A 23,341-nucleotide genomic window follows, 5' to 3' on the forward strand; every position below is an offset into this window, starting at 1 on the left:
GCGGCGGCGGTTCAGCCGCAAAATGGTGCCATGCTCTGGGTGCTTCTTCTGCTGCCGGCCTGGGCCGTCGCCGGCACGGCGTGCACGCGGCTGTGCCTGGCCGCCGTACACACCGCGGCCATGGACAGGAACGAGGCGACCACGGCCCGGGACCACGATCTGACGCTGTACGAGGCCGCGTTCCTGTCCGGCGGCCCCCGGCGGGTCGCCGATCTGACGCTCGTCTCCATGGCGCGCCAGCGGCGGCTGCTGCTCGCGCACACCGGCTGGGCGACGGTCGTCGACCCGCGCGGACGGGACGAGATGGAGCGCTCGGTGATAGGGGCCATCGGGCCGCAGGGCCAGTCCCGGATCGAGCCGGTGCGGGACGCCGCGGCCGCCGCCGACGCGGTGGGCAGCCTCGCCGACAAGCTGGTCAGCGCCGGCCTCGCCGTACCCGAAGAGGCACGCGACGGAATAGGCGCCGCGATCCGTCAGGTGCGGCTCGCCGCGGCGGTCGTGGCGGCCCTCGGGGTGATCGCGCTGCTGGCGCCCGCCGAGTCGGAGATGCCGACGCATCTGATCGCGCTCTGGTTCGCGCTGCCCTTCGTGCTCACCCTGAGCTGCCTGGTCATCGCCCGCGTCGAGATCCACCCGTACGCGCGGTGGGCCTCCCCGGCCGGGCAGCGGCTGTTGAGCGCCCTGGTGAGGCGTTCGGGGGGCGGGGGCGACCGTACGTATCTCACCTCTGTCGCGGTACGGGGCGTACGCGCGATCGGGGAGCCGGAGCTGCGCGCGGCCTTCGCGCATCGCGAACACGAGGCGACGCACCGGCGCGACTGAGGGCTCCAGGGCCGACGGGCCCCGGAGTTGATGACGCATAGGGGGCAATGCGGCGACATCGGCGAGGCGGTGCTTGCCTTCGTCAACAGACGGACGAAATATCCCTTTTGTTGCTGCCGTGCACCGAAGGGATACGCGATGAGAGCTGCCGCCCTCTACTCCGCCGCGGGGGCCATGCTCCTGTCCGCCCTCTCCCTGGCCCCGGCCGGCAACGCCGGGGCCACGCCGGGCATGGACGAGCGGCACGGCACGACGGTGGCCGTCGCGCGCGCCGCGGCGGCCGGCATCGCCTTCGGCCGCTGCCCCAAGGACCAGGGACTGCCGGACAATGTGCAGTGCGGCACGGTGTCCGTCCCGCTGGACTACGCACAACCCGAGGGCAGGCAGATCAAGCTGCTGGTCAGCCGGGCGCGGGCCACGCACAAGGACCCGCACAACAGCAAGCACCGGGTGCCGGGCCAGGGCGCCCTGGTCTACAACCCGGGCGGACCGGGCGCCTCCGGCCTGCAGTTCCCCCTGATCGGGGTCCTCCCGGCGTGGAAGCGACTGGCCGCCGCCTACGACCTGGTCGGCTACGCCCCGCGTGGCGTGGGGCCGTCCGCGCCGCTGTCCTGCGAGGACCCCAAGCACTACTTCAAGGGGCCCACGCAGGCGCCGTTGCACCCCTCGGAGGCGTACAAGAAGGAGCGCGTCGCTCGCGCGAAGGCCTACGCCCGCGGTTGCGCCGAGCGCACCGGGAGCGCGCTGCAGCACTACAACTCCCTCAACAACGCCCGTGATCTGGACGTCCTGCGCGCCGCGCTGGGCCAGTCGAAGCTGACGTTCATGGGCGCGTCGTACGGCACCTACTTCGGCGCGCTCTACGCGCACATGTTCCCCTCGCACGTGCGGCGGATGGTGTTCGACTCGGCGGTCAACCCGGATCCCCGGCAGATCTGGTACCACAACAACCTCGCCCAGTCCGTCGCGTTCGAGGGGCGCTGGACGGACTTCCGGGAGTGGGTCGCCGAGCACGACGACGTGTACGGGCTCGGCACCACCGCCGACGAGGTGCTGCGCAACTACGAGAAGGTGCGGGCGCGGCTCGCCGCGAAGCCGGCGGGCGGGAAGATCGGGCCGGGGCAGTTGCAGGAGGCGTTTCTGCAGGCCGGTTACTACGACGACTACTGGCCCTCGCGGGCGCAGGCGCTGTCGGCGTATCTGAAGGGCGACTCCAAGCCGCTGGTCGAGCTGGCCGCGCCGGTGAAGGAGGCGGCGGCCGAGGAGGAGAACACCAACGCGGTCTACACGGCCGTGGAGTGCAATGACGCGCCCTGGCCGACGGACTGGGCGGTCTGGGACCGGGACAACACCCGGCTCGCGCGCGTGGCGCCGTTCGAGACGTGGGACAACGCGTGGATGAACCTGCCGTGCGCCTTCTGGCAGATGCCCCGGCAGCGGCCCCTCGATGTCCGGACCGCGCCGGGTGAGCTGCCGCCGACGCTGATCCTGGCCGCCGAGCGGGATGCCGCGACGCCGTACGACGGGGCGCTGGAGATGCACCGGCGGCTGGCCGGTTCGGTGCTGGTGACCGAGCGGGACGCCGGGACGCACGGCATCGCGTACGGGCCGAACCGCTGCGTCAACGGCCATGTCGACGCGTATCTGCTCGAGGGCCGGCTCCCGGCGCGGTACGCGTCGTGCGAGGGGCACCCGCAGCCGAAGCCGAGCACTTCGCGCAAGGGCCGTCATCAAGCCGCGGCCCGTCCGTAGCGGGCCACGCCCACGCGACTGAGCCCCGCGCCCCTTCGAGAGGGCGCGGGGCTCAGTCGCACCTCGGCTCAGGCGAGCCCGGCGACCAGCTCCGCCACGGACTTGCGGCGGCCCGTGAAGAACGGGACCTCCTCGCGGACGTGCATCCGGGCCTCCGAGGCACGCAGATGACGCATGAGGTCGACGATGCGGTACAGCTCGTCGGCCTCGAAGGCCAGCAGCCACTCGTAGTCGCCCAGCGAGAACGAGGCGACCGTGTTGGCGCGGACGTCCGGGAAGCCGCGGGCCATCTTGCCGTGGTCGGCGAGCATGCGGCGGCGGTCCTCGTCGGGCAGCAGGTACCAGTCGTAGGAGCGCACGAAGGGGTAGACGCTGACATAGTTGCGCGGCGTCTCGTCCGCGAGGAACGCCGGGATGTGCGAGCGGTTGAACTCGGCGGGGCGGTGCAGCGCCATGTTCGACCAGACCGGCGTGAGGGCGCGGCCCAGCTTGGTGCGGCGGAAGAGGTTGTACGCCTCCTGGAGCTGGTCGCTGGTCTCGGCGTGCCACCAGATCATGAGATCGGCGTCGGCGCGCAGCCCGGACACGTCGTAGGTGCCGCGGATCGTCACGTCCTTGGCGGCGAGCTGGTCGAACAGTTCCTGGACCTCGTCGGCGTAGCCCGCGCGGTCCTCGGGGAGCACGTCCTTCAGCTTGAAGACGGACCAGAGGGTGTAGCGGATGACCTCGTTCAGGTCCTTGGCCAGCTTGCCCTTGTTCGGGATCCGGCCGGCCTCGGTGGTGGGGGCGTCGTCACTCATGTCCCTATTCTCCTGCTCCTCCGTGCAGACTCTGCACCGGGTTGGCGGTGAGCTGCTGCACGCCCGCCCGTCGCCCACCACCACCCTCAACCGAAGCGCTTCGCGCTGCCTTGTTTTCTTCGAGGTCTCCATCGAGCTGATCCACGGCGGCGCAGGCGCTCGCGATGCACGCCGGGATGCCCACGCCGTCGTACTGCGCGCCGCACACCGCGAGGCCGGGCACCTTGGCGATGTGCTCGCGGACGCGGGCCACGCGCGCGTGGTGGCCGACCGGGTACTGGGGCAGGCCGTCGGTCCAGCGGGTGACGCGGGTTTCGAGGGGGGTGGCGTCGAGGCCGGTGGCCTCCTTGAGGTCCCGGCGGGAGACGTCGACGAGGTGGGCGTCGTCGCGGCCCAGGATCTCCGTCTCGCCGTACCGCCCGACGGAGGTGCGCAGGACGACGACGTCCGGGTTCTCCTCGGCGATCCAGCCCCACTTCTGCGAGGCGAACGTCGACGCCTTGATCGTGCGCCCGTCGACCGGCGGCACGAGGAAGCCGCTGCCCGCCGGGAGGTCGGTGTCGGCGCGGCGGTAGGCGAGGGTGACCAGGGCCATGGAGGCGTACTCGATGCCGTCCAGCTCGGCGGCGGCCTCGGGGGCCTCGGCGCGCAGCAGGCCGGCGGCGGCCGGGGCGGGTACGGCGACGACGACCGCGTCGGCGTGCAGCACCCGGTCGCCGGCGGCCACGCGCCAGCCGCCGGACGCCTCGCGGCGCAGCTCCGTCACCGGCGCCCCGGTCACGATCTCGCCGCCCCGCGCGCGCACCGACTCCGCAACGGCGAGCGGGAGTTGGCCGACGCCGCCCTCGATGCCCATGAACACCGGCCCGGTCTGCCGGCCGGCCGCCGCCTTGGCCTGGATCTCGCGGACCGCCTCGGTCAGCGAGTCGTGCGCCCGCGCGGCCTGGTAGAGCTGCGGGACGGCCGAGCGCATCGAGATGCGGTACGCGTCGCCCGCGTAGACGCCGCCCAGCAGGGGCTCGACCAGGCGGTCGACGACCTCGCGGCCGAGGCGCGCCGCCACGTACTGCCCGACCGCCACGTCGTCCCCGACCTCGGTGCGGGGCAGGTCGGCGTCGCGCTCGATACGGGCCAGGCCCTCGTCGGACAGGACCCCGGCCAGGGCGGACGCGGTGCCGGGGACGCCCATGACATGGCCCTTGGGCATGGGGCGCAGGGCCCCCCGGGTCCAGATCGAGGCGGTCGCGGTGGCGGGCGGCTGGAGGCGCTCGTCGAGGCCGACCTCGCGGGCGAGGGCGACGGCCTCGGGACGGCGGGCCAGCATCGACTCGGCGCCGAGGTCCACGCGCACGCCCGCGATCTCGCCGGGCAGCAGCTTGCCGCCGAGGCGGTCCGACGCCTCCAGGACGGTCACGCGTCTGCCGCCGGCCAGTGCCCGGTGGGCAGCCGCCAGTCCGGCGATCCCGCCGCCGATCACGACGACATGACCTTGCCCCGTCGGGCCGCCGCCCGTGCGTGTGTCCTCGCTGTGCTCGCGCATGATCCCACTCTCTCAGACCCCACTGACACTCCCACCAGGGCCGTACGGCCCCACCCGACCGGGACCCCGTGCCCGCGCCGAGTCCCGACCGTGACCTCATCGGGACCGTTTCCCGCCAACGTTCCACAGGACCCCGGCGTCGAAGAAGCATCAGTCGTCACGACGACCCTCGGGGGGTACACCCGCATGCGCACACGACGATCGGCACGATGCGTACGGCCTGTTCAGGCCCTGGCCGGCCTCCTCCTGGCCACCGCCCTCGCCCTCACCGGGTGCAGCGGCGCGGCCGACTCAGGGGGCGACTCCAGTGCCGCCAAGAGCGAGGTGGCCCCGGCGGAAGCCCAGGCGGACGCGAGGGAAGGCGCCTCCGACGGCAGCTCCGGCAGCGGCTCAGGCAGCGGCTCAGGCGCCGACAAGGCCACGCCCGCCAAGGTCGCCCCGAGTCACATCATCCGCACGGCCTCACTGACCGTGCAGGTCAAGGACGTGCCGAAGGCCCTCGACGAGGCCCGCACGACCACCGAGAACGCGGGCGGCTACATCGGCGACGAGACCACGACACGCGACGGCGAGGGCCGCGAGCGCACCCGGATCGTCCTGCGCGTGCCCGTCGACCGGTACGCCGAGGTCCTCGCGGAGCTGGAGGGCGCGGGCAAGCTCCTCGAGCGCAGCGCGAAGGCGCAGGACGTCACCGACCAGGTCGTCGACGTGGAGTCCCGCATCAAATCGCAGCGGGCCAGCGTGGCGCGGATCCGCGAGCTGATGGACCGGGCGACGAGGCTCAGCGACGTGGTGACCCTGGAGGGCGAGTTGAGCAGCCGCCAGGCCGACCTGGAGGCGCTGCTGGCCCAGCAGGAGTCCCTGAAGGACCGCACCAGCCTGGCCACCATCACCCTCTCGCTCTCCGAGACGCCGGTGAAGAAGGCCGCGAAGGACGATGACGACCCCGGCTTCCTGGACGCGCTCGCGGGTGGCTGGAACGCGTTCGTGACGATGCTTCGCTGGCTCGCCGTGGCGTTCGGCGCCGTGCTGCCGTTCGCCGTGGTGACGGCGCTGCTGGTGCTGCTGTGGCTGAAGGTGCTGCGCCCCCGGCTGCCGCGCCGCCCGGCGACCGCGGCCGTGGCCACCGCGCTGGGCCCGCTGCCGACGGCCCGCCCCGCGCCGGGCCCCACGCGCGCGGGGGACGACGAAGGCGGCGAGCAGGACTGAAATGCCCGGCGCCCGTAGCGTGTTCGCATGAGCATGAGCGCTGCGAGGGGTGTGCCGGGCAAGCCGGAGCGACTGGTCGTGATCGGGGCCGACGCCGCGGGGATGTCCGCGGCGTCGCAGGCACGGCGGCTGAAGAGCGCCGGGGAACTGGAGATCGTGGCGTTCGAACGCGGCCACTTCACCTCCTTCTCGGCGTGCGGCATCCCGTACTGGGTGGGCGGCGACGTCCCCGACCGCGACCAGTTGATCGCCCGTACGGCCGAGGAGCACCGCGCCCGGGACATCGACCTGCGCATGCGGACGGAGGTCATGGAGATCGACGTGGCCGGCGGCCGGGTACGCGCGCGTGACGTCGATTCCGGCGCCGAGTCCTGGACGTCGTACGACAAACTCGTGATCGCGACCGGCGCCCGCCCGATCCGCCCCGACATGCCGGGCGCCGACGCTCCCGGTGTCCACGGCGTCCAGACCCTCGACGACGGACAGGCCCTGATCGACACGCTGACCCGCACGCGTGGCCGCCGCGCGGTCGTCGTCGGCGCCGGGTACATCGGCGTGGAGATGGCCGAGGCGCTCATCAACCGCGGCTACGAGGTGACGGTCGTCAATCGCGGCAGCGAGCCCATGTCCACGCTCGACGCGGACATGGGCCGCATGGTGCACGAGGCCATGGAGGGCCTGGGCATCACCATGGTCAACGACGCCGAGGTCACCAAGATCCTCACGGGCGAGGACGGCCGGGTCCGCGCGGTGGCCACCGAGGACGCCGAATACCCCGCGGACGTGGTCGTCCTGGGCATCGGAGTGCGCCCGGAAACCACGCTCGCCCGAGCCGCCGGCCTCCCCCTGGGCGAGCACGGCGGCCTGCTGACCGACCTCGCCATGCGGGTGCGCGGTCACGAGAACATCTGGGCGGGCGGCGACTGCGTGGAGGTCCTCGACCTGGTCTCCGGCCGCGAACGCCACATCGCCCTCGGCACCCATGCCAACAAGCACGGCCAGGTCATCGGCACGAACGTCGCGGGCGGTTACGCCACGTTCCCCGGCGTCGTCGGCACCGCGGTCTCCAAGGTCTGCGACCTGGAGATCGCCCGCACGGGCCTGCGCGAGAAGGACGCCCGCAGGGCGGGCCTGAAGTTCGTCACGGCCACGATCGAATCGACGAGCCGCGCCGGCTACTACCCCAGCGCCTCCCCCATGACGGTCAAGATCCTCGCGGAACACCGCACGGGCCGCCTCCTGGGCGTCCAGATCGTCGGCAGGGAGGGCGCGGGAAAGAGGGTGGACATCGCGGCGGTGGCACTGACGGCGGGCATGACGGTGGAACAGATGGTGTCCCTGGACCTGGGATATGCCCCGCCGTTCTCACCGGTATGGGATCCGGTACTGGTAGCGGCCCGTAAGGCTGTAAAGGCAGTAGGGCAGCCCGCCTAGGGGCGCGGGGCTGTATCGATATGCGGCTCCGCCGCGTGGGCGCGACCAGCCACAACGGGCCCCGCAGCCGCCCAACCACCCACACCCCTGCGACGCTTACGCGCTGCCGTTGATCCGATCGATCGCCTGCCGCGCCTGCTCGGCGGGCGCCGCAGGCCGAGGGGGCAGAGCCGAAACGGACGCCGCAGCAACGGCGGACGGTTGCTGAGTAGCCGGCTTGGCATGCGCAGCTGACCGCAACCGGTGGCTCACGGCCTCGTCGAGAGTCACGGGACGCTGCATCTGCGCCGCCAGACGTCCGGCCTCCTGACCCAGCCGGGCCACGTCTTCCCACGGCAGCCGCAGCACCACCGCGATCTCGGCCTCACCGTCGGGCAACGCGTGGATCGGAGGGGTAACTCGGTCGTCGCTCATCGCCTGTTCCTCACGTAGTCCCCGCGACCCGCCTTCCCCGTGCCGCGAGCGGTTGCCGAGTCATACGCACACGGCCGCGGCCACGTTCACCGATTCGCCGCACGGATCCCGGGCAGATACCAGTCGTGGTCATCCCCGTCCATGACGTGAACCCGGTGCGCCGTACTCCCTGGGTGACATACGCGCTCATCGCAGCGAACGTCTTCGTCTTCCTGTCCACGCCCGGCATAGCCGGCTCCGTGGCCGGTGAGAGCAGTCTGGCCCAGACGTGCCAACTGCACGCGTTCCTGGACCAGTACGCGGCGGTGCCGCGGGAGTTGATCCACGGCCAGTTGCCGGGAGTGGTGCCCACCGGCGAGGTCGCCGTGGGCCCGCGCGGCCCCGGATGTGTGATCGGGCCGCCGGACTACGACAAGTCCCCCGCGCTGTCGGTCTTCACCGCGCTGTTCCTGCACGGCGGCTGGCTGCACCTGTTGGGCAACATGCTCTTCCTGCTGATCTTCGGCAACAACATCGAGGACCGCATGGGCCATGTGCGGTACTTCGTCTTCTACGTCGTCTGCGGCTACGCGGCGTCCTACGGCTTCGCGTTCCTCAACGCCGACTCGGCCGACCCGCTGATCGGCGCGTCCGGTGCCATCGCGGGCGTGCTGGGCGCCTATCTGGTGCTGTATCCGAAGGCCAGGGTCTGGGTCCTGGTGCCGTTCCTGATCTTCCTGCCGCTGCGGCTGCCCGCCTGGCTGGTGCTCGGCTTCTGGTTCGGGCTACAGGCGGTGTACTCGAGCGGCGAGGGCGTCTCCGACGCGGGCACGGTGGCGTACGCGGCGCACATCGTGGGCTTCCTGGCCGGCATGGCGATCGCCTGGCCGCTCAAGCCGGGGACACCGCCGCCACCGGAGCCGCGCGGCCTGTTGTTCGGCAGGCGGGCGCGGCCCCACACGTGGTGAGGGTCGCTACCGGGCCGTCCGCGTGTGGACGTACTCGACGAGCCGGGTCAGGGTGTCCGGGTCGGTGGACGGCATCACGCCGTGGCCGAGGTTGAAGACATGGCCCTCGAGTCCGGCCGCGGCGTCGAGGACCTCGCGGGTCTTGGTCTCGATCGCCTCGGGGGTGGCGAACAGGACCGTCGGGTCGAGGTTGCCCTGGAGCGCCTTGCCGGGGCCGACGCGGCGGGCGGCCTCGTCCAGCGGGACGCGCCAGTCGACGCCGACGACGTCCGCGCCGGCCTCGCCCATGAGCTTCAGCAGCTCGCCGGTGCCGACGCCGAAGTGGATGCGCGGGACGCCGTACCCGGCGACCGCCTCGAAGACCTTCGCCGAGGCGGGCATCACCGAGCGGCGGTAGTCGGCGGGGGCGAGGGCGCCGACCCAGGAGTCGAAGAGCTGGACCGCCGAGGCGCCGGCCTCGATCTGCACCTTGAGGAAGGCCGCGGTGATGTCGGCGAGGCGGTCCAGCAGGTCGGCCCACAGCTCGGGGTCGCCGTACATCATCGCCTTGGCGTTCTCGTACGTGCGCGACGGGCCGCCCTCGACGAGGTAACTCGCGAGGGTGAAAGGCGCGCCGGCGAAGCCGATGAGCGGGGTGGCGCCGAGTTCGCGGGTGAGCAGGCCGATGGCCTCGGTGACGTACGAGACGTCCTCGGGGGTCAGGTCGCGCAGTCGGTCCAGGTCGGCGCGGGTGCGGACCGGACGCTCGACGACCGGGCCGACGCCGGGCTTGATGTCGAGGTCGATGCCGATGGCCTTGAGCGGGACGACGATGTCGCTGAAGTAGATCGCCGCGTCCACGTCGTGCCTGCGCACGGGCTGGAGGGTGATCTCGGTGACCAGCTCGGGCCGCATGCAGGACTCGAGCATCGGGATGCCCTCGCGCACCTTGCGGTACTCCGGCAGTGAGCGCCCGGCCTGCCGCATGAACCACACCGGCGTGTGCGGCACGGGTTCGCGCCTGCACGCCTTGAGGAAGGCGGAATCGTAGGTGGCTGACGGCGGCGTCTGGTTGGCACTCACGGGCCAAGTCTCGCACGGCGGAAACCGGCCCCGTGCCGGGGTTGCCGTGTTGTCCGGGTGTCTCTCCCTGCACGAAGCCCCCGTTCCCCTTAATCTTCCCGGCATGGCTGCGGCTCAGGGAAGACTGTCGGACGGCACTGGCGGAACGGATGACGCGAAGGAGACCGGGGAGGCGGACCGTCATGCGCACAACACGGCTCCCCCGGCCTTCCGGGCCGCAGTCGATGCCCTGCGCGGCAGCCATCTGCGGCCGCAGATCGAGGTCGAGCAGACCAAGGCGCCCCAGCGGCTGGCGCCGTACGCCTACGCGCTGGAGGCGACGGTCGTCGACGGCGGCCAGGACCTGGCCGACGGCCGCCTGGTGCTGCTGCACGACCCGGCGGGCCACGACGCCTGGCGGGGCACCTTCCGGCTGGTGACGCTGGTGCGCGCGGAGCTGGAGCCGGAGATGGCCGCCGACCCGCTGCTGCCCGAGGTGTGCTGGTCGTGGCTGACCGGCGCGTTCCAGGCGCGCGGGCTGTCGTACGGCGAGCCGAGCGGCACCGTCACGCGCGCGAGTTCGCACTACTTCGGCGGCCTGTCCGAGCGCCCGGCGGCCTCGCAGATCGAGATCCGGGCCTCCTGGACCCCGCGCGAGGGCCTGGGCGGCGTCCCGGACACCGCGGCCCATCTGGCGTCGTGGTGCGATCTGCTGGCCCAGGTCGCGGGCCTGCCGCCGGCGGGTCCGGGCGACGCGTCGGTGGTGACGCTGCCGCAGCGCCGCGATCCGCAGTCCCGTTGATCACCATCGGCGCCGGACTGCCACACGCTTGACCGTCACTTTGTCGATACGGCCACTTCCGGTCAGGAACAGTCCATGATCGAAGCCATTCACTCGCCGAGTGATCGACCATGTGTCTGAATTGCCCCAATTGTTACTCACTAAATCGTGATCTTTCTCTAAAGGGCCATGGGTTTGGTGCCGAAGACGACTGTGACCTTGAAGTCGTCCCCGCACCCCAGGAGGCCTGGTGTCCGTTCTCCTCGAGCAGCCCGCAAGCCTGGTCGCCTACCGCCCGAACAAGCCGACCGCCATGGTGGTCGTGGCCGATCCCCGCGTCCGCTCCACCGTCACCCGGCATCTCTGGGCGCTCGGTGTGCGCGACGTCATCGAGGCCTCGTCCATCGCGGAGGCTCGTCCCCGCATCGGCAACCCCCGCGACATCTGTGTCGCCGACGTCCATCTGCCCGACGGCTCCGGCCTCACCCTGCTGTCGGAGACCCGCGCCGCGGGCTGGCCCAACGGCCTCGCCCTGTCCGCCGCCGACGACATCGGCGCGGTGCGCAACGCCCTCGCCGGCGGTGTGAAGGGCTACGTCGTCACCGGCACCCGCACCAACGTCGGGCTCCCCACCCGGCCCGGTGCCGCCCCCATCGGCGCCGCCGCCGCCCGTATGCACCGTCGCCACCCGGGTGCCCCGAGCCACCCGGGCGGCTACCGCGAACTGTCCGGCCGTGAGGTCGAGGTGCTGCGGCTGGTGGCGGAGGGCCAGTCGAACAAGGCGATCGGCGTCTCGATGGGCCTGTCCGCCCTGACCGTCAAGAGCCACCTCGCCCGCATCGCCCGCAAGCTCGGCACCGGTGACCGCGCCGGCATGGTCGCCGTGGCCCTGCGGACCGGCATCATCCACTGAATCCACTCAATCCCCTGATCCCCTGATCCCCTGATCTCTGAATCCCTCGATGAACCCGCTGACGTGAACGGGATCGGCCGCCGGTCCCGTCCCGTGCCCGCCGCTGACTGATGCACGACCCTTGGGCGCCCGCCGACGGAACGTTCCGTCGGCGGGCGCCGCCATTCGCGTGGCCGAGAAGCATCGGTCAGCCATGAGAGCCGACGAGCCGCGTTTGTGCAGGTCAGCGGCAATGTGTCCAGAACGCGCAGGTCAGCCGCTCACCCTTGCGGATACCCTTGACACGTGACCGACGCCCAAGAAACCGCAGCAGACTGTTCCCTGCGAACCGCCGGAGGCGCCCCTCCGGAAGACGACGGATCTTCTGTTACGGAGGCGCCGATCCCCTTGCTGGAGCCCCGCGAGGGCATTCCGCCCGTGATCGCCGACGAGGCCGCGCTCGCCGAGGTGATCGCCGCCTTCGCCGCGGGCTCGGGCCCGGTCGCCGTCGACGCCGAACGCGCGTCCGGCTACCGCTACGGCCAGCGCGCCTATCTGGTGCAGCTGCGCCGCGCGGGCGCGGGGTCCGCCCTGATCGACCCTGTGGCCTGCCCCGATCTGTCCGGTCTCGGCGAGGCGCTGTCCGGTGTGGAGTGGGTGCTGCACGCGGCCACCCAGGATCTGCCCTGTCTGCGGGAGATAGGCATGGTGCCGACCCGGCTGTTCGACACCGAGTTGGCCGGGCGGCTCGCCGGGTTCCCCAGAGTCGGGCTCGGCGCGATGGTCGAGAGCGTGCTCGGGTTCGTGCTGGAGAAGGGCCACTCGGCCGTCGACTGGTCGACCCGTCCGCTGCCCGAGCCGTGGCTGCGGTACGCGGCCCTGGACGTCGAGCTGCTCGTGGACCTGCGGGACGCTCTGGAGAAGGAGCTGGACCGGCAGGGGAAGCTTCAGTGGGCGTGGCAGGAGTTCGACGCGATCGCGACCGCGCCGCCCGCCGAGCCGCGCAAGGATCCCTGGCGGCGGACGTCGGGGATGCACAAGGTGCGCCGGCGCCGGCAGCTCGCCGTGGTGCGGGAGCTGTGGCAGACGCGGGACCGTATCGCGCAGAAACGGGATGTGTCTCCGGGCAAGGTGCTGTCGGACGCGGCCATCGTGGAGGCCGCGCTTTCCGTGCCGGGGAATGTGCACGCCCTGGCCGCGCTCAACGGGTTCGGGCATCGGATGGGGCGACGGCAGCTCGAGCAGTGGCAGGCCGCCGTCGATCGTGCGAAGGCTCTGACCGAGTCGCAGATGCCGGCCCCCGGACAGCCCGTGACCGGGCCTCCGCCGCCGCGGGCCTGGGCCGACAAGGACCCGGTCGCGGCGGCTCGGCTCTCCGCGGCCCGGGCGGCCGTCTCCGCGCTGGCCGAGCAGCTCAACATGCCCCAGGAGAACCTGATCACTCCGGACACCGTGCGGCGGGTCTGCTGGGAGCCGCCGAAGGAAGTGAGCGCGGAGTCGGTCGCCGAGGCGCTGGCCGGATACGGCGCCCGGGCGTGGCAGGTCGAGCAGGTCACGCCCGCTCTGGTCGCCGCGCTGTCCGGCTAGTCGCCGTCTGCTGACGAGCGCCTACCTCGTCGCTCCCTTCATGAAGCCGTTGTAGATGAAGCGCTGCAGGAGCAGGAAGACGATCAAGGTCGGCAGGATCACCAGGACCGCTCCTGCCGAGATCGTCTCCCAGTGGGCGCCGAACGGGCCCTTGAAGCGGAACAGCGACGTCGAGATCACGCCAAGATCTTCCGACGGCATGTAGAGAAACGGAATGTAGAAGTCGTTGTAGGTGGTGATGCCCTTGACGATCACCACCGTAGCGATCGCCGGTTTCAGCAGGGGGAAGATGATCCTGCGGTAGATCGTGAAGGCGTTCGCGCCGTCCAGGCGGGCCGCCTCGTCCAGTGAGGTCGGGATCGAGCGGACGAACTGCAGGAAGATGTAGATCGAGACGATGTCCGTGCCCATGTAGAGGACGATCGGCGCCCACAGGCTGTCGAACATGCCGAAGCTGTTGACGATCTGGAAGGTCGCCACCTGGGTCGTGACGCCGGGGACCAGGGCGGCCGTCAGGAACAGCGCCACGACCAGCTTCCGGAAGCGGAAGGTGAAGCGGTCGATGGCGTAGGCCGTCATCGAGCCGATCAGGACCGTGCCGCCGATGGCGAAGAGCAGGATGACCGCCGTGTTGCCGAACGCCGACAGCATGCGGCCGTCCTGGAACGCCGTCGCGTAGTTGTGGAAGTTCAGCAGGTCGTCCGGGAGGGCGAGGGCTCCGCTGTCGTTCGCCATCTCCCGCTCGGACTTGAGCGACGTCAGGACCACGGCCGCCAGCGGGAGCAGGACCACCACCGTCGCGGCGATCAGGGACAGGTACACCAGCGTGCGGGCCACCGTGCGGCGGGTCATACGAGGTCCACCTTTTCGTCGGGGACGAGGCGCCGCTGCACCCAGGTCACCGCCAGGACGATCAGCAGCAGCACGACCGCGGCCGCCGAGGCGAGCCCCGTCTTGTTGAACTGGAAGGCCAGCTTCACCGTCTGGATCACGAAGGTCTCGGTGCCGGTCGCCCCGCCCGTCATGATGTACGGGATCTCGAAGACCGACAGTGAGCCGGAGATCGACAGGATCACGGTCAGGGACAGGACCGGCTTGATGCCGGGCGCGATGATGTGGCGGAACTGGTGCCAGCGGTTCGCGCCGTCCAGTTCGGCCGCCTCGTACAGCTCCCCCGGGATCGACTGGATCGCGCCCAGGAAGAGGACGAAGTTCAGGCCCAGGTAGCGCCAGACGGAGACGGCGGCCAGTGAGGTGTTCGCCGACTCGGGCGTGCCGAGCCAGGCCCGGTCCGTCTCCACGCCGAACAGGCTCAGTACCGAGTCGAGGGTGCCGCCGTCCTGGAAGAAGTAGAGGAAGACCATGCCGATGGCGACCCCGTTGATCAGATACGGGAAGAACAGCACGCCCTTGAAGAAGTTCCGGAAACGGACGTTGAAGCTGAGGATCGTCGCGAAGTACAGCGCGGCGACGATCTGGACGACGGACGCCGCCAGGTAGTAGCCGCTGACCCAGAACACCTCGAACAGGTCGGAGCGGGTGAACAGTTCGGCGTAGTTCTCGGCGCCCGTGTAGTGCAGCTCGGGGCTCACGCCGTCCCAGTCGGTGAAGCTGTACGCGACCATGTTGGCGATCGGCGCGTAGGTGAAGACGATCAGCAGGGCGAGCGGGGCGAGCAGGAAGAGCCAGGGGGTGGCCCCGCGCCACAGGCGTGCCGTGCGCGGGGCGGGGGCCGGTTGCGGGGCGGCCGACCCCGGGGCCGGCTCGACGGCCGCCTTCTCGGTGGTGTCCGTCATCAGGACCCCAGGGACGCTTGCGTGTCGGTCCACTTCTTCGAGAGGCCGTTCAGGAAGTCGTCCAGGCTGCCCTTGGTGGCGCCACGGGCGAGGTCGACCAGGTCCTGGCGGTAGTCGGGCTTGTTGATGCCGACCTCGGACTGGTTGTCGATGGACTTGACCTGGGCGCCCTTGCTGTCGTCGAGGTCGAGGAGCTTCACCCCCGCCTCCTCGTACGGCTTCAGGATCGCCGGCAGCGGGTCGGCCTTGAGCGGGGACAGGGCGAGGTTGTCCGCCGCGTAGCCGGACTTGTCGGTGAACCAGTCGATCCAGGCGCGGGCCGCCTCCTTGTGCTCGGAGTGGATGTTGACGGCCTGGTTGTAGTCGGGCAGCGTCACCGCGCAGAACGTGCCGTCCTTCTGGGCGGGGAAGGGCATGAACCCGATGTCGTCCGGGTCGGCGCCGGCCTGCTTCGCCGCGCCCCGCATCTGGATGACCGCCCAGGAGCCGAGCCACATCGTGGCGATCTCGCCCTTGGCGATCCGGGGCTTGGACGCCTCCCAGTTGGTGGTCGTCGGGTCCTTCTCGACGAGACCCGACTTCACGATGTCGTACAGCAGCGTGTCGGCGGTGCGCAGATCGGTGCCCTCGGCCCACGGGTCGCCCTCGGCGAGCCTGGTGGTGGCCTGCTCGTCACAGCTCACCGAGCCGTTGACCTGCGTCCACTGGGTCAGCGGCCACATGTCCTTGAAGTTGGTGTAGTACGGGACGGCGTCGGTCCTGGCCTTGATCGCCTTCAGGTCGTCGAGGAACTCGTCCGGTGTCGTGGGCCAGTCGGTGATCCCGGCCCGCTGCCAGACCTTCTTGTTGTAGATGAAGCCGGGCACCGCGCCGAGCGGGCTCTGGCCGTAGACCTTGCCGTCGACGGTGGTGTAGTCGGTGAAGCGGTACTTCTCGCCGCGCTCGGCCTGGCTGCCCAGCGAGGCGAAGAACCTGGGGTAGTCCTTCTTCTCGATCACGCCCGGGATCATGAGGACGTCGCCGTAGTTCTCCGTGTTCATACGGATCTTGACTTCGCCCTCGTAGTCGGTGATGGCGTCGAACTCGACCTTCACCTTGGGGTACGTCTTGTTGAACTCGGCGGCGTACTTCTCCATCGTCCCGTCCTGCACGAGGTCGGTCCGGTGGGTGAGAACCGTGATGGTGCCGCTCACCTTTGACGGGTCGTCGGCGGCCTTGGCCTCCGCGCCCTTCGAGCTTCCTCCGGTGCCGGTGCACGCCGAGAGCAGCAGGGCACCCATGATCATGGCGAGGACTGTACGGCGGTTCATGTGCGTCAGCTCCGTTCTCGGGACGGACGAGCATGAGCGGGTTGGCTGGTTCCGAACTCTGACAACGTTTTCTTAACCGGTAAAGTCCCTATCTCGCCAACGATGCCAACCTGTTTCCCAAGACTGGGATGAATCGGTTTAGGAGAGCGCGCATGCTTCAGGCGACACCGCTCACCGACGGATGGGTCCTGCGGCACGAGTCGGCCGCGCTGCCGGCCGCCGTGCCCGGCTGTGTGCACACCGATCTGCTGGCGGCGGGGGTGATCCCGGATCCCTTTCTCGGCCTGGGTGAGACCGAGGTGGCGTGGGTGGGGCGGCGGGACTGGACGTACGAGACCGATCTGGACGCCGCGTCCGCCCATGCGGCGTACGAGCAGACCGACCTGGTCTTCGACGGGCTCGACACCGTCGCCGAGATCTCGCTGGACGGGCGGCTGCTCGGCCGGGTCCGGAACATGCACCGCTCGTACCGCTTCGATGTGACCGGCCTGAGCGGGCGGCTCTCGGTGCGTTTCGCCTCCGCGTACGCCGAGGCGGAGGCCGTGCGCGGCAGGCTGGGCGAGCGGCCCGCCGCCTATGCCGAGCCGTATCAGTACATCCGCAAGATGGCCTGCTCCTTCGGCTGGGACTGGGGGCCGACCCTGGTGACGGCCGGGATCTGGCGCCCGGTGCGCCTCGAGCACTGGTCGACGGCCCGGATCGCCCGGGTGCGGCCCCTGGTGACCGTCGAACAGGGCGCCGGACGCGTCGAGTTGGCGATCGACGTCGAGCGCACCCGGGTGGAGGCACCGCTCACCGTCGAGGCGACGGTCGACGGGGTGCGGGCGCGGGCGGAGATCGACGGGACGAGCGGGACCGTACGTCTCGAGGTGCCGGACGTACGGCTGTGGTGGCCGCGCGGATACGGCGAACAGGCGCTGTACGACGTCGAGTTGACGCTGCTGCACGGTGCGGACCAGCTGGACGTGTGGCGGCGGCGGATCGGCTTTCGGACGGTGGAACTGGACCGCCGGGCCGACGCCGACGGCACCGGCTTCACTCTGGTCGTCAACGGCGAGCGGCTCTTCGCCCGGGGAGTCAACTGGATCCCGGACGACGTGTTTCCGTCCCGGGTGACCCGGGAGCGGTACCGCAAGCGGCTGCGGCAGGCGGCCGGCGCGGGAGTCGACCTGGTGCGGATCTGGGGCGGCGGGCTCTACGAGAGCGAGGACTTCTACGACGCCTGTGACGAGCTGGGGCTGCTGGTCTGGCAGGACTTCCCGTTCGCGTGCGCGGCCTATCCGGAGGAGCAGCCGCTGCGCGGGGAGGTGGAGGCCGAGGCCCGGGAGAACGTCGTACGGCTGATGCCGCATCCCTCGCTGGTGCTGTGGAACGGCAACAACGAGAACCTGTGGGGGTTCCGGGACTGGGGCTGGGAGCCCCGGCTGGCCGGGGACTCCTGGGGCGAGGGGTACTACCTGGGCCTGCTGCCGCGGGTGGTGGCCGAGCTGGACCCGACGCGACCGTACACGGCGGGCAGCCCCTGGTCCGGGTCGTGGCACCGGCATCCGAACGACCCGGCGCACGGCACGCACCACTCCTGGGAGGTGTGGAACCGGGAGGACTACGCCGAGTACCGCGCGAGCGTGCCGCGTTTCGTGGCCGAGTTCGGCTGGCAGGCGCCGCCCGCGTACGCCACGCTGCGGCGCGCCCTGCCCGGTGAGAAGCTCGCGGCGGACTCCCCCGGCATGCTGCACCACCAGAAGGCCGACGACGGCAACGGAAAGCTCAGGCGGGGCCTGGAGCGCCATTTCACCTTCCCTGAAGGGGACTTCGACCGCTGGCACTACCTCACCCAGGTCAATCAGGCGCGGGCCGTGGCGGCCGGGATCGAGCACTGGCGGTCGCACTGGCCGGTGTGCGCGGGCACGGTCGTGTGGCAGCTCAACGACTGCTGGCCGGTGACGTCCTGGGCGGCGATCGACGGGGACGGGCGTCAGAAGCCGCTGTACCACGAGCTGCGGCGGCTGTACGCGGACCGGCTGCTGACGCTCCGGGGGCGGGAGTTGGCTGTCGTCAACCAGGCGGCCGAGGCGTGGGCCGGTGCCGTGCGGCTGCGGCGGATGTCGGTCGAGGGCGAGGTCGTCGAGGAGGCGAGCGTGGACTTCGCCGCCGGGCGGCGGGCGGTGGACCGGGTCGCCGTACCGAAGGAGCTGGAGCCCGCCGGGCCGAAGGAGTTCCTGGTGGCCGACGCGGACGGGCTGCGGGCGGTGCACTTCCCCGCGCCGGACCGGGAAGTGCCGTATCCCCGGCCGGAGTTCGAGGTCGCGCTGGTGCCGGGCGGGGTCGCGGTGACGGCCCGTACGCTCGTACGGGATCTGCTGCTCCAGGCCGACCGGCTGGATCCGGGCGCCCGTGCCGACCGGGGCCTGGTGACGCTGCTGCCCGGCGAGGAGGTGACCATCGGCGTGTCCGGCTGGGAGACTCCCGACGCAGCCGCCGCCCGGTCCGCCCTGTACTGCATGGAGCCCGCCCGATGACAGGACTCTCAGGTCCTCGCGTCACCATCAAGGACGTCGCCGCGCGCGCCGGGGTGTCCAAGGGGGCGGTGTCCCTCGCCTTCAACCACAAGCCGGGGCTGTCCGAGGCGACCCGGGACCGGATCTTCCGGGCCGCGCGGGAGCTGGGCTGGGCGCCGAACCTCACGGCGCGGACGCTGGCCGGGTCGCGGGTGGACGTGGTGGGTCTCGCGGTCTGCCGGCCGGCGCGGATGCTCGGCCTGGAGCCCTTCTACATGGAGTTCGTCTCGGGTGTGGAGAGCGTGCTGACCGAGCACTCGTGCTCGCTGCTGCTGCGGCTCGTGCGGACCGTGGAGGAGGAGGCCGGGCTGCAGGAGTCGTGGTGGCGGGGGCGGCAGATCGGCGGGTCGATCCTGGTCGACTTCCGTGCGGACGATCCCAGGGTGGCGGTGGCGCGGCGGCTCGGGATGCCCGTGGTCGCGGTCGGGCATCCGTCGCTGACGGGCGGGCTGACGTCGGTGTGGACCGATGACGCCACGGCCGTGACGGAGGCGGTGCGGTATCTGGCCGCGCTGGGGCACCGGCGGATCGCGCGGGTGGGCGGGGCGGCGGCGCTGGGCCACACCGCCATCCGCACGGCCGCGTTCGACGAGGCGGCGCGGGGGCTGGGGCTGGCCGGGGCGTCGCAGGTCGCGACCGACTTCTCCGGGGACGCGGGGGCGCGGGCGACGCGGTCGCTGCTGACGGCCTCGCCCGCGGACCGGCCGACGGCGATCGTCTACGACAACGACATCATGGCGGTGGCCGGGCTGTCGGTGGCGGCCGAGATGGGGCTGCGGGTGCCTGAAGAGGTGTCGCTGCTGGCGTGGGACGACTCGCAACTGTGCCGGCTGACCCATCCGACCCTGTCCGCGATGAGCCATGACGTGCACGGGTTCGGTGCGGAGGTGGCCCGGACCTTGTTCGGGGTGATCATGGGAGACGGGCCCGGGTCGCATCCCGTGCCCACGCCGGTACTGACCCCCAGGGGCTCGACCGCTCCCCCGAAGGTGTGACCTTCGCCGCTTGGGCCCCCGGGACTGTGCAGCTACGTTACTCATAAGTAGCATGGCCATGAGCAAGCGCTCAGCGTCCCGCACCTCTGGAGGAGAGCCATCGTGCCTCGTACCCTCAGGGACGTCGTCTTCGTCGACGGCGTCCGCACCCCGTTCGGCAAGGCGGGCCCGAAGGGCATCTACCACGAGACCCGTGCCGACGACCTCGTCGTGAAGGCCATCCGGGAGCTGCTGCGCCGCAACCCCGGTCTCGACCCGAAGCAGATCGACGAGGTCGCCATCGCCGCGACCACGCAGATCGGCGACCAGGGCCTGACCATCGGCCGTACGGCGGGCATCCTCGCCGGCCTCCCCCAGTCGGTGCCCGGCTACTCCATCGACCGCATGTGCGCCGGCGCCCTGACCGCCGTGACGACCACCGCCGGTTCGATCGCCTTCGGCGCCTACGACGCCGTCATCGCCGGTGGTGTCGAGCACATGGGCCGCCACCCGATGGGCGAGGGCGTGGACCCGAACCCGCGCTTCGTCAGCGAGAAGCTGGTCGACGAGTCCGCCCTGTTCATGGGTATGACGGCGGAGAACCTGCACGACCGGTACCCGCAGATCACCAAGCAGCGCGCCGACGAGTACGCGGTGCGCTCGCAGGAGAAGGCCGCCAAGGCGTACGCCAACGGCAAGATCCAGGCCGACCTGGTGCCGATCTCGGTGCGTCGGACCAACGCCGAGGCCGGCGAGACCGGCTGGGGCCTGGTCACGGCCGACGAGCCGATGCGCCCCGGCACCACCCTGGAGAACCTGGCCGGCCTCAAGACCCCGTTCCGCGTCCACGGCCGGGTCACCGCCGGTAACGCGGCCGGTCTGAACGACGGCGCCACCGCCTCGATCATCGCCTCCGAGGACTTCGCCCGCGAGCACGACCTCCCGGTGAAGATGCGCCTGGTCTCCTACGCCTTCGCGGGCGTGGAGCCGGAGGTCATGGGCTACGGCCCGATCCCGGCCACGGAGAAGGCCCTCGCCAAGGCGGGCCTGTCCATCGAGGACATCAACCTCTTCGAGATCAACGAGGCCTTCGCCGTCCAGGTCCTGGCCTTCCTCGACCACTACGGCATCGCGGACGACGACGAGCGCGTCAACCAGTACGGCGGCGCCATCGCCTTCGGCCACCCGCTGGCCTCGTCGGGTGTGCGTCTCATGACACAGCTCGCCCGTCAGTTCGAGGAGCAGCCGAACGTCCGTTACGGCCTCACCACCATGTGCGTCGGCTTCGGCATGGGCGCGACGGTCATCTGGGAGAACCCGCACTTCGAGGGGGACAAGTGAGCACCACCGCTGAGCTTTTGAAGGGTGCGGCCGAGCTGTTCCCGGACGAGGTCGTCACAAGCGCACACGTACGCCACCTCGACCTGCCGTCCGGCGCCGGGCGCTTCGCGCTGATCACGCTGGACAACGGCTTCGACCACACCAAGCCGACCACCTTCGGCCCGGCCTCGCTGGCGAACCTCAACACCGCCATCGACCAGGTCGAGAAGGAGGCCGCGGACGGCGACATCGTCGGCGTCGGCATCACCGGCAAGCCGTTCATCTTCGCCGTCGGCGCCGACCTCAAGGGCGTCGAGCTGCTGAAGGAGCACAAGGACGCGCTGACCATCGGCAAGGGCGGCCACGAGGTCTTCAAGCGCCTCGCGGCCCTCGCGGTCCCGACCTTCGCGTACTACAACGGCGCCGCGATGGGCGGTGGCGTCGAGGTCGGTCTGCACTGCAAGTACCGCACCGTGTCGAAGGCGCTCCCGGCCTTCTCCCTCCCCGAGGTGTTCCTGGGCCTGGTCCCGGGCTGGGGCGGCTGCACGCTGCTGCCGAACCTGATCGGCGCCGACAAGGCCGTCTCGGTGATCATCGAGAACAGCCTCAACCAGAACAAGCAGCTCAAGGGCCAGCAGGTCTACGACCTGGGCATCGCCGACGCCATCTTCGAGGGCGCCGACTTCCTGGAGCAGTCCCTGATCTGGACGGCCCAGGTCCTCAAGGGCGACATCGAGGTCGAGCGTCCGGTGATCGACCGCGGTGAGGCCTGGGACCAGGCCGTCGCCAAGGGCCGCTTCATCGCCGACGGCAAGGTGCACGGTGCGGCCCCCGCCGCCTACCGTGCGCTGGACATCATCGCCGCCGCCAAGAACGGTGACCTGCAGCAGGGTTACGACGCCGAGGACAAGGCGCTCGCCGACCTGATCATGGGTGGCGAGCTGCGGGCCGGCATCTACGCCTTCAACCTGGTGCAGAAGCGCGGCAAGCGCCCGGCCGGCGCGCCGGACAAGAACCTGGCGCGCCCGGTCACCAAGGTGGGTGTCGTCGGCGCCGGTCTGATGGCCTCCCAGCTCGCGCTGCTGTTCCTGCGCCGCCTGGAGGTGCCGGTCGTGCTGACCGACATCGACCAGGAGCGCGTCGACAAGGGTGTGGGCTACGTCCACGCCGAGATCGACAAGCTGCTCGGCAAGGGCCGCATCAACCAGGACAAGGCCAACCGCCTCAAGGCCCTGGTCACCGGTGTGCTGGACAAGGCCGAGGGCTTCGCGGACGCGGACTTCGTCATCGAGGCCGTGTTCGAGGAGATCGGCGTCAAGCAGCAGGTGTTCGCGGAGGTCGAGGCGGTCGCCCCGGCGCACGCGATCCTGGCGACGAACACCTCGTCCCTCTCGGTGTCGGAGATGGCGTCGAAGCTGAAGCACCCCGAGCGGGTCGTCGGCTTCCACTTCTTCAACCCGGTCGCGGTGCTGCCGCTCCTTGAGATCGTCCGCGGCGAGCAGACCGACGACGCCTCGCTGGCGACCGCCTTCGCGGTGGCCAAGAAGCTGAAGAAGACCGCGGTCCTCACCAAGGACGCCCCGGCGTTCGTCGTGAACCGCATCCTCACCCGCTTCATGGGCGAGATCCAGAACGTCATCGACGAGGGCACGCCGGTCGACGTGGCGGAGAAGGCGGTCGAGCCGCTGGGCCTGCCGATGTCCCCGCTCGTCCTGCTGGAGCTGGTCGGCCCGGCCATCGGCCTGCACGTCTCGGAGACCCTCAACAAGGCGTTCCCGGACCGCTTCAAGGTCTCCGAGAACCTGGCGGCCGTCGTCAAGGCGGGCAAGCGCGGCTTCTACGTCTACGACAGCGGCAAGCCGGAGCTGGACCCCGAGGTCGCGGCGCTGCTGAAGCAGGGCGACGTGGTCCTCACCGAGGAGCAGGTCCGCGACCGGGTCCTGGACGCGGTGGCGCAGGAGATCGGGCTCATGCTCGACGAGGGCGTCGTCGCCGAGGCCCAGGACATCGACCTGTGCCTGATCACGGGCGCCGGCTGGCCCTTCCACCTGGGCGGCATCACGCCGTACCTGGACCGCGAGGGTGTCTCGGAGCGCGTGAACGGCAAGAAGTTCCTGGCGCCGGGCGTGGCGTCGGTTCCCGCGTAACGGGCGTACGCGTGTGA

Annotated in this window: 19 protein-coding genes; 12 read left to right on the forward strand and 7 right to left on the reverse strand. The window is 70.9% G+C overall.

Annotated elements, in window-relative coordinates; genetic code table 11:
- The first annotated feature begins 30 nt into the window (after positions 1 to 30).
- Entirely contained in the window at positions 31 to 822 is a 792-nt protein-coding gene (locus tag ACP4J3_RS18290; protein ID WP_426535606.1) for a TIGR04222 domain-containing membrane protein, read from the forward strand.
- A gap of 138 nt (positions 823 to 960) precedes the next feature.
- Entirely contained in the window at positions 961 to 2,574 is a 1,614-nt protein-coding gene (locus ACP4J3_RS18295) for an alpha/beta hydrolase (RefSeq protein WP_426535608.1), read from the forward strand.
- Between the two features lie 68 nt (positions 2,575 to 2,642).
- Here the strand turns inward: ACP4J3_RS18295 and hemQ are convergent, their stop codons facing one another.
- Both hemQ and hemG read right to left on the reverse strand, forming a co-directional pair.
- A complete protein-coding gene (gene hemQ, locus ACP4J3_RS18300; protein ID WP_426535610.1) occupies positions 2,643 to 3,374 on the reverse strand; it encodes a hydrogen peroxide-dependent heme synthase in 732 nt (243 codons plus the stop codon).
- A 4-nt stretch (positions 3,375 to 3,378) separates the two neighbouring features.
- A complete protein-coding gene (gene hemG, locus ACP4J3_RS18305; RefSeq protein ID WP_426535612.1) occupies positions 3,379 to 4,914 on the reverse strand; it encodes a protoporphyrinogen oxidase in 1,536 nt (511 codons plus the stop codon).
- A gap of 186 nt (positions 4,915 to 5,100) precedes the next feature.
- Here hemG and ACP4J3_RS18310 point away from each other — a divergent pair, with 186 nt between their 5' ends.
- Positions 5,101 to 6,123: a DUF4349 domain-containing protein gene (locus ACP4J3_RS18310; RefSeq protein ID WP_426535614.1), complete on the forward strand. Its 1,023-nt coding sequence runs from the start codon at positions 5,101 to 5,103 to the stop codon at positions 6,121 to 6,123.
- 27 nt (positions 6,124 to 6,150) lie between these two features.
- Positions 6,151 to 7,557 carry an FAD-dependent oxidoreductase gene (locus ACP4J3_RS18315; protein WP_426535616.1) on the forward strand — a complete coding sequence of 469 codons (1,407 nt, stop codon included), beginning with the start codon at positions 6,151 to 6,153 and terminating at the stop codon, positions 7,555 to 7,557.
- 96 nt (positions 7,558 to 7,653) lie between these two features.
- On the opposite strand, the gene ACP4J3_RS18320 is transcribed toward ACP4J3_RS18315, so the two are convergent.
- Positions 7,654 to 7,971 carry a hypothetical protein gene (locus tag ACP4J3_RS18320; RefSeq protein WP_426535618.1) on the reverse strand — a complete coding sequence of 106 codons (318 nt, stop codon included), beginning with the start codon at positions 7,969 to 7,971 and terminating at the stop codon, positions 7,654 to 7,656.
- Between the two features lie 125 nt (positions 7,972 to 8,096).
- Here ACP4J3_RS18320 and ACP4J3_RS18325 point away from each other — a divergent pair, with 125 nt between their 5' ends.
- A complete protein-coding gene (locus ACP4J3_RS18325) occupies positions 8,097 to 8,918 on the forward strand; it encodes a rhomboid family intramembrane serine protease (RefSeq protein WP_426535620.1) in 822 nt (273 codons plus the stop codon).
- 6 nt (positions 8,919 to 8,924) lie between these two features.
- Here ACP4J3_RS18325 and hemE read toward each other — a convergent pair whose 3' ends face one another.
- Entirely contained in the window at positions 8,925 to 9,980 is a 1,056-nt protein-coding gene (hemE, locus tag ACP4J3_RS18330) for a uroporphyrinogen decarboxylase (protein WP_426535622.1), read from the reverse strand.
- A 103-nt stretch (positions 9,981 to 10,083) separates the two neighbouring features.
- On the opposite strand from hemE, the gene ACP4J3_RS18335 reads away from it, so the two are divergent.
- The 3 genes from ACP4J3_RS18335 (at position 10,084) to ACP4J3_RS18345 (ending at position 13,219) form a co-directional block, all read left to right on the forward strand.
- The gene (locus ACP4J3_RS18335) at positions 10,084 to 10,761 is read left to right on the forward strand and encodes a DUF3000 domain-containing protein (RefSeq protein WP_426535624.1); all 678 of its coding nucleotides are present in this window, start codon (positions 10,084 to 10,086) and stop codon (positions 10,759 to 10,761) included.
- A 229-nt stretch (positions 10,762 to 10,990) separates the two neighbouring features.
- On the forward strand, positions 10,991 to 11,653 hold the full coding sequence (locus tag ACP4J3_RS18340) for a response regulator transcription factor (protein ID WP_003997051.1): 663 nt from the start codon (positions 10,991 to 10,993) through the stop codon (positions 11,651 to 11,653).
- Positions 11,654 to 11,938: 285 nt separating this feature from the next.
- Entirely contained in the window at positions 11,939 to 13,219 is a 1,281-nt protein-coding gene (locus ACP4J3_RS18345; RefSeq protein ID WP_426535626.1) for a ribonuclease D, read from the forward strand.
- A 21-nt stretch (positions 13,220 to 13,240) separates the two neighbouring features.
- On the opposite strand, the gene ACP4J3_RS18350 is transcribed toward ACP4J3_RS18345, so the two are convergent.
- From ACP4J3_RS18350 to ACP4J3_RS18360, 3 genes are read right to left on the reverse strand one after another with little or no spacing between them, the layout of a single operon-like run.
- On the reverse strand, positions 13,241 to 14,071 hold the full coding sequence (locus tag ACP4J3_RS18350; RefSeq protein ID WP_426535628.1) for a carbohydrate ABC transporter permease: 831 nt from the start codon (positions 14,069 to 14,071) through the stop codon (positions 13,241 to 13,243).
- The gene (locus ACP4J3_RS18355) at positions 14,068 to 15,015 is read right to left on the reverse strand and encodes a carbohydrate ABC transporter permease (protein ID WP_426535630.1); all 948 of its coding nucleotides are present in this window, start codon (positions 15,013 to 15,015) and stop codon (positions 14,068 to 14,070) included. Before ACP4J3_RS18355 ends, ACP4J3_RS18350 begins: the two co-directional genes overlap by 4 nt.
- Positions 15,015 to 16,325, reverse strand: coding sequence for an ABC transporter substrate-binding protein (locus tag ACP4J3_RS18360; protein ID WP_426535632.1), 1,311 nt, complete (start codon positions 16,323 to 16,325; stop codon positions 15,015 to 15,017). The genes ACP4J3_RS18355 and ACP4J3_RS18360 overlap by 1 nt, the downstream gene beginning before the upstream one ends.
- Before the next feature lie 152 nt (positions 16,326 to 16,477).
- Here ACP4J3_RS18360 and ACP4J3_RS18365 point away from each other — a divergent pair, with 152 nt between their 5' ends.
- From ACP4J3_RS18365 to ACP4J3_RS18380, 4 genes are all read left to right on the forward strand, one after another.
- Entirely contained in the window at positions 16,478 to 18,844 is a 2,367-nt protein-coding gene (locus ACP4J3_RS18365; protein ID WP_426535634.1) for a glycoside hydrolase family 2 protein, read from the forward strand.
- Positions 18,841 to 19,878 carry a LacI family DNA-binding transcriptional regulator gene (locus ACP4J3_RS18370; protein ID WP_426535636.1) on the forward strand — a complete coding sequence of 346 codons (1,038 nt, stop codon included), beginning with the start codon at positions 18,841 to 18,843 and terminating at the stop codon, positions 19,876 to 19,878. The genes ACP4J3_RS18365 and ACP4J3_RS18370 overlap by 4 nt, the downstream gene beginning before the upstream one ends.
- A gap of 102 nt (positions 19,879 to 19,980) precedes the next feature.
- Positions 19,981 to 21,198: a thiolase family protein gene (locus tag ACP4J3_RS18375; RefSeq protein ID WP_426535638.1), complete on the forward strand. Its 1,218-nt coding sequence runs from the start codon at positions 19,981 to 19,983 to the stop codon at positions 21,196 to 21,198.
- On the forward strand, positions 21,195 to 23,324 hold the full coding sequence (locus ACP4J3_RS18380) for a 3-hydroxyacyl-CoA dehydrogenase NAD-binding domain-containing protein (RefSeq protein WP_426535640.1): 2,130 nt from the start codon (positions 21,195 to 21,197) through the stop codon (positions 23,322 to 23,324). Before ACP4J3_RS18375 ends, ACP4J3_RS18380 begins: the two co-directional genes overlap by 4 nt.
- Positions 23,325 to 23,341: the final 17 nt, after the last annotated feature.

This window comes from Streptomyces sp. UG1 (assembly GCF_049974585.1).
Lineage (GTDB): Bacteria > Actinomycetota > Actinomycetes > Streptomycetales > Streptomycetaceae > Streptomyces.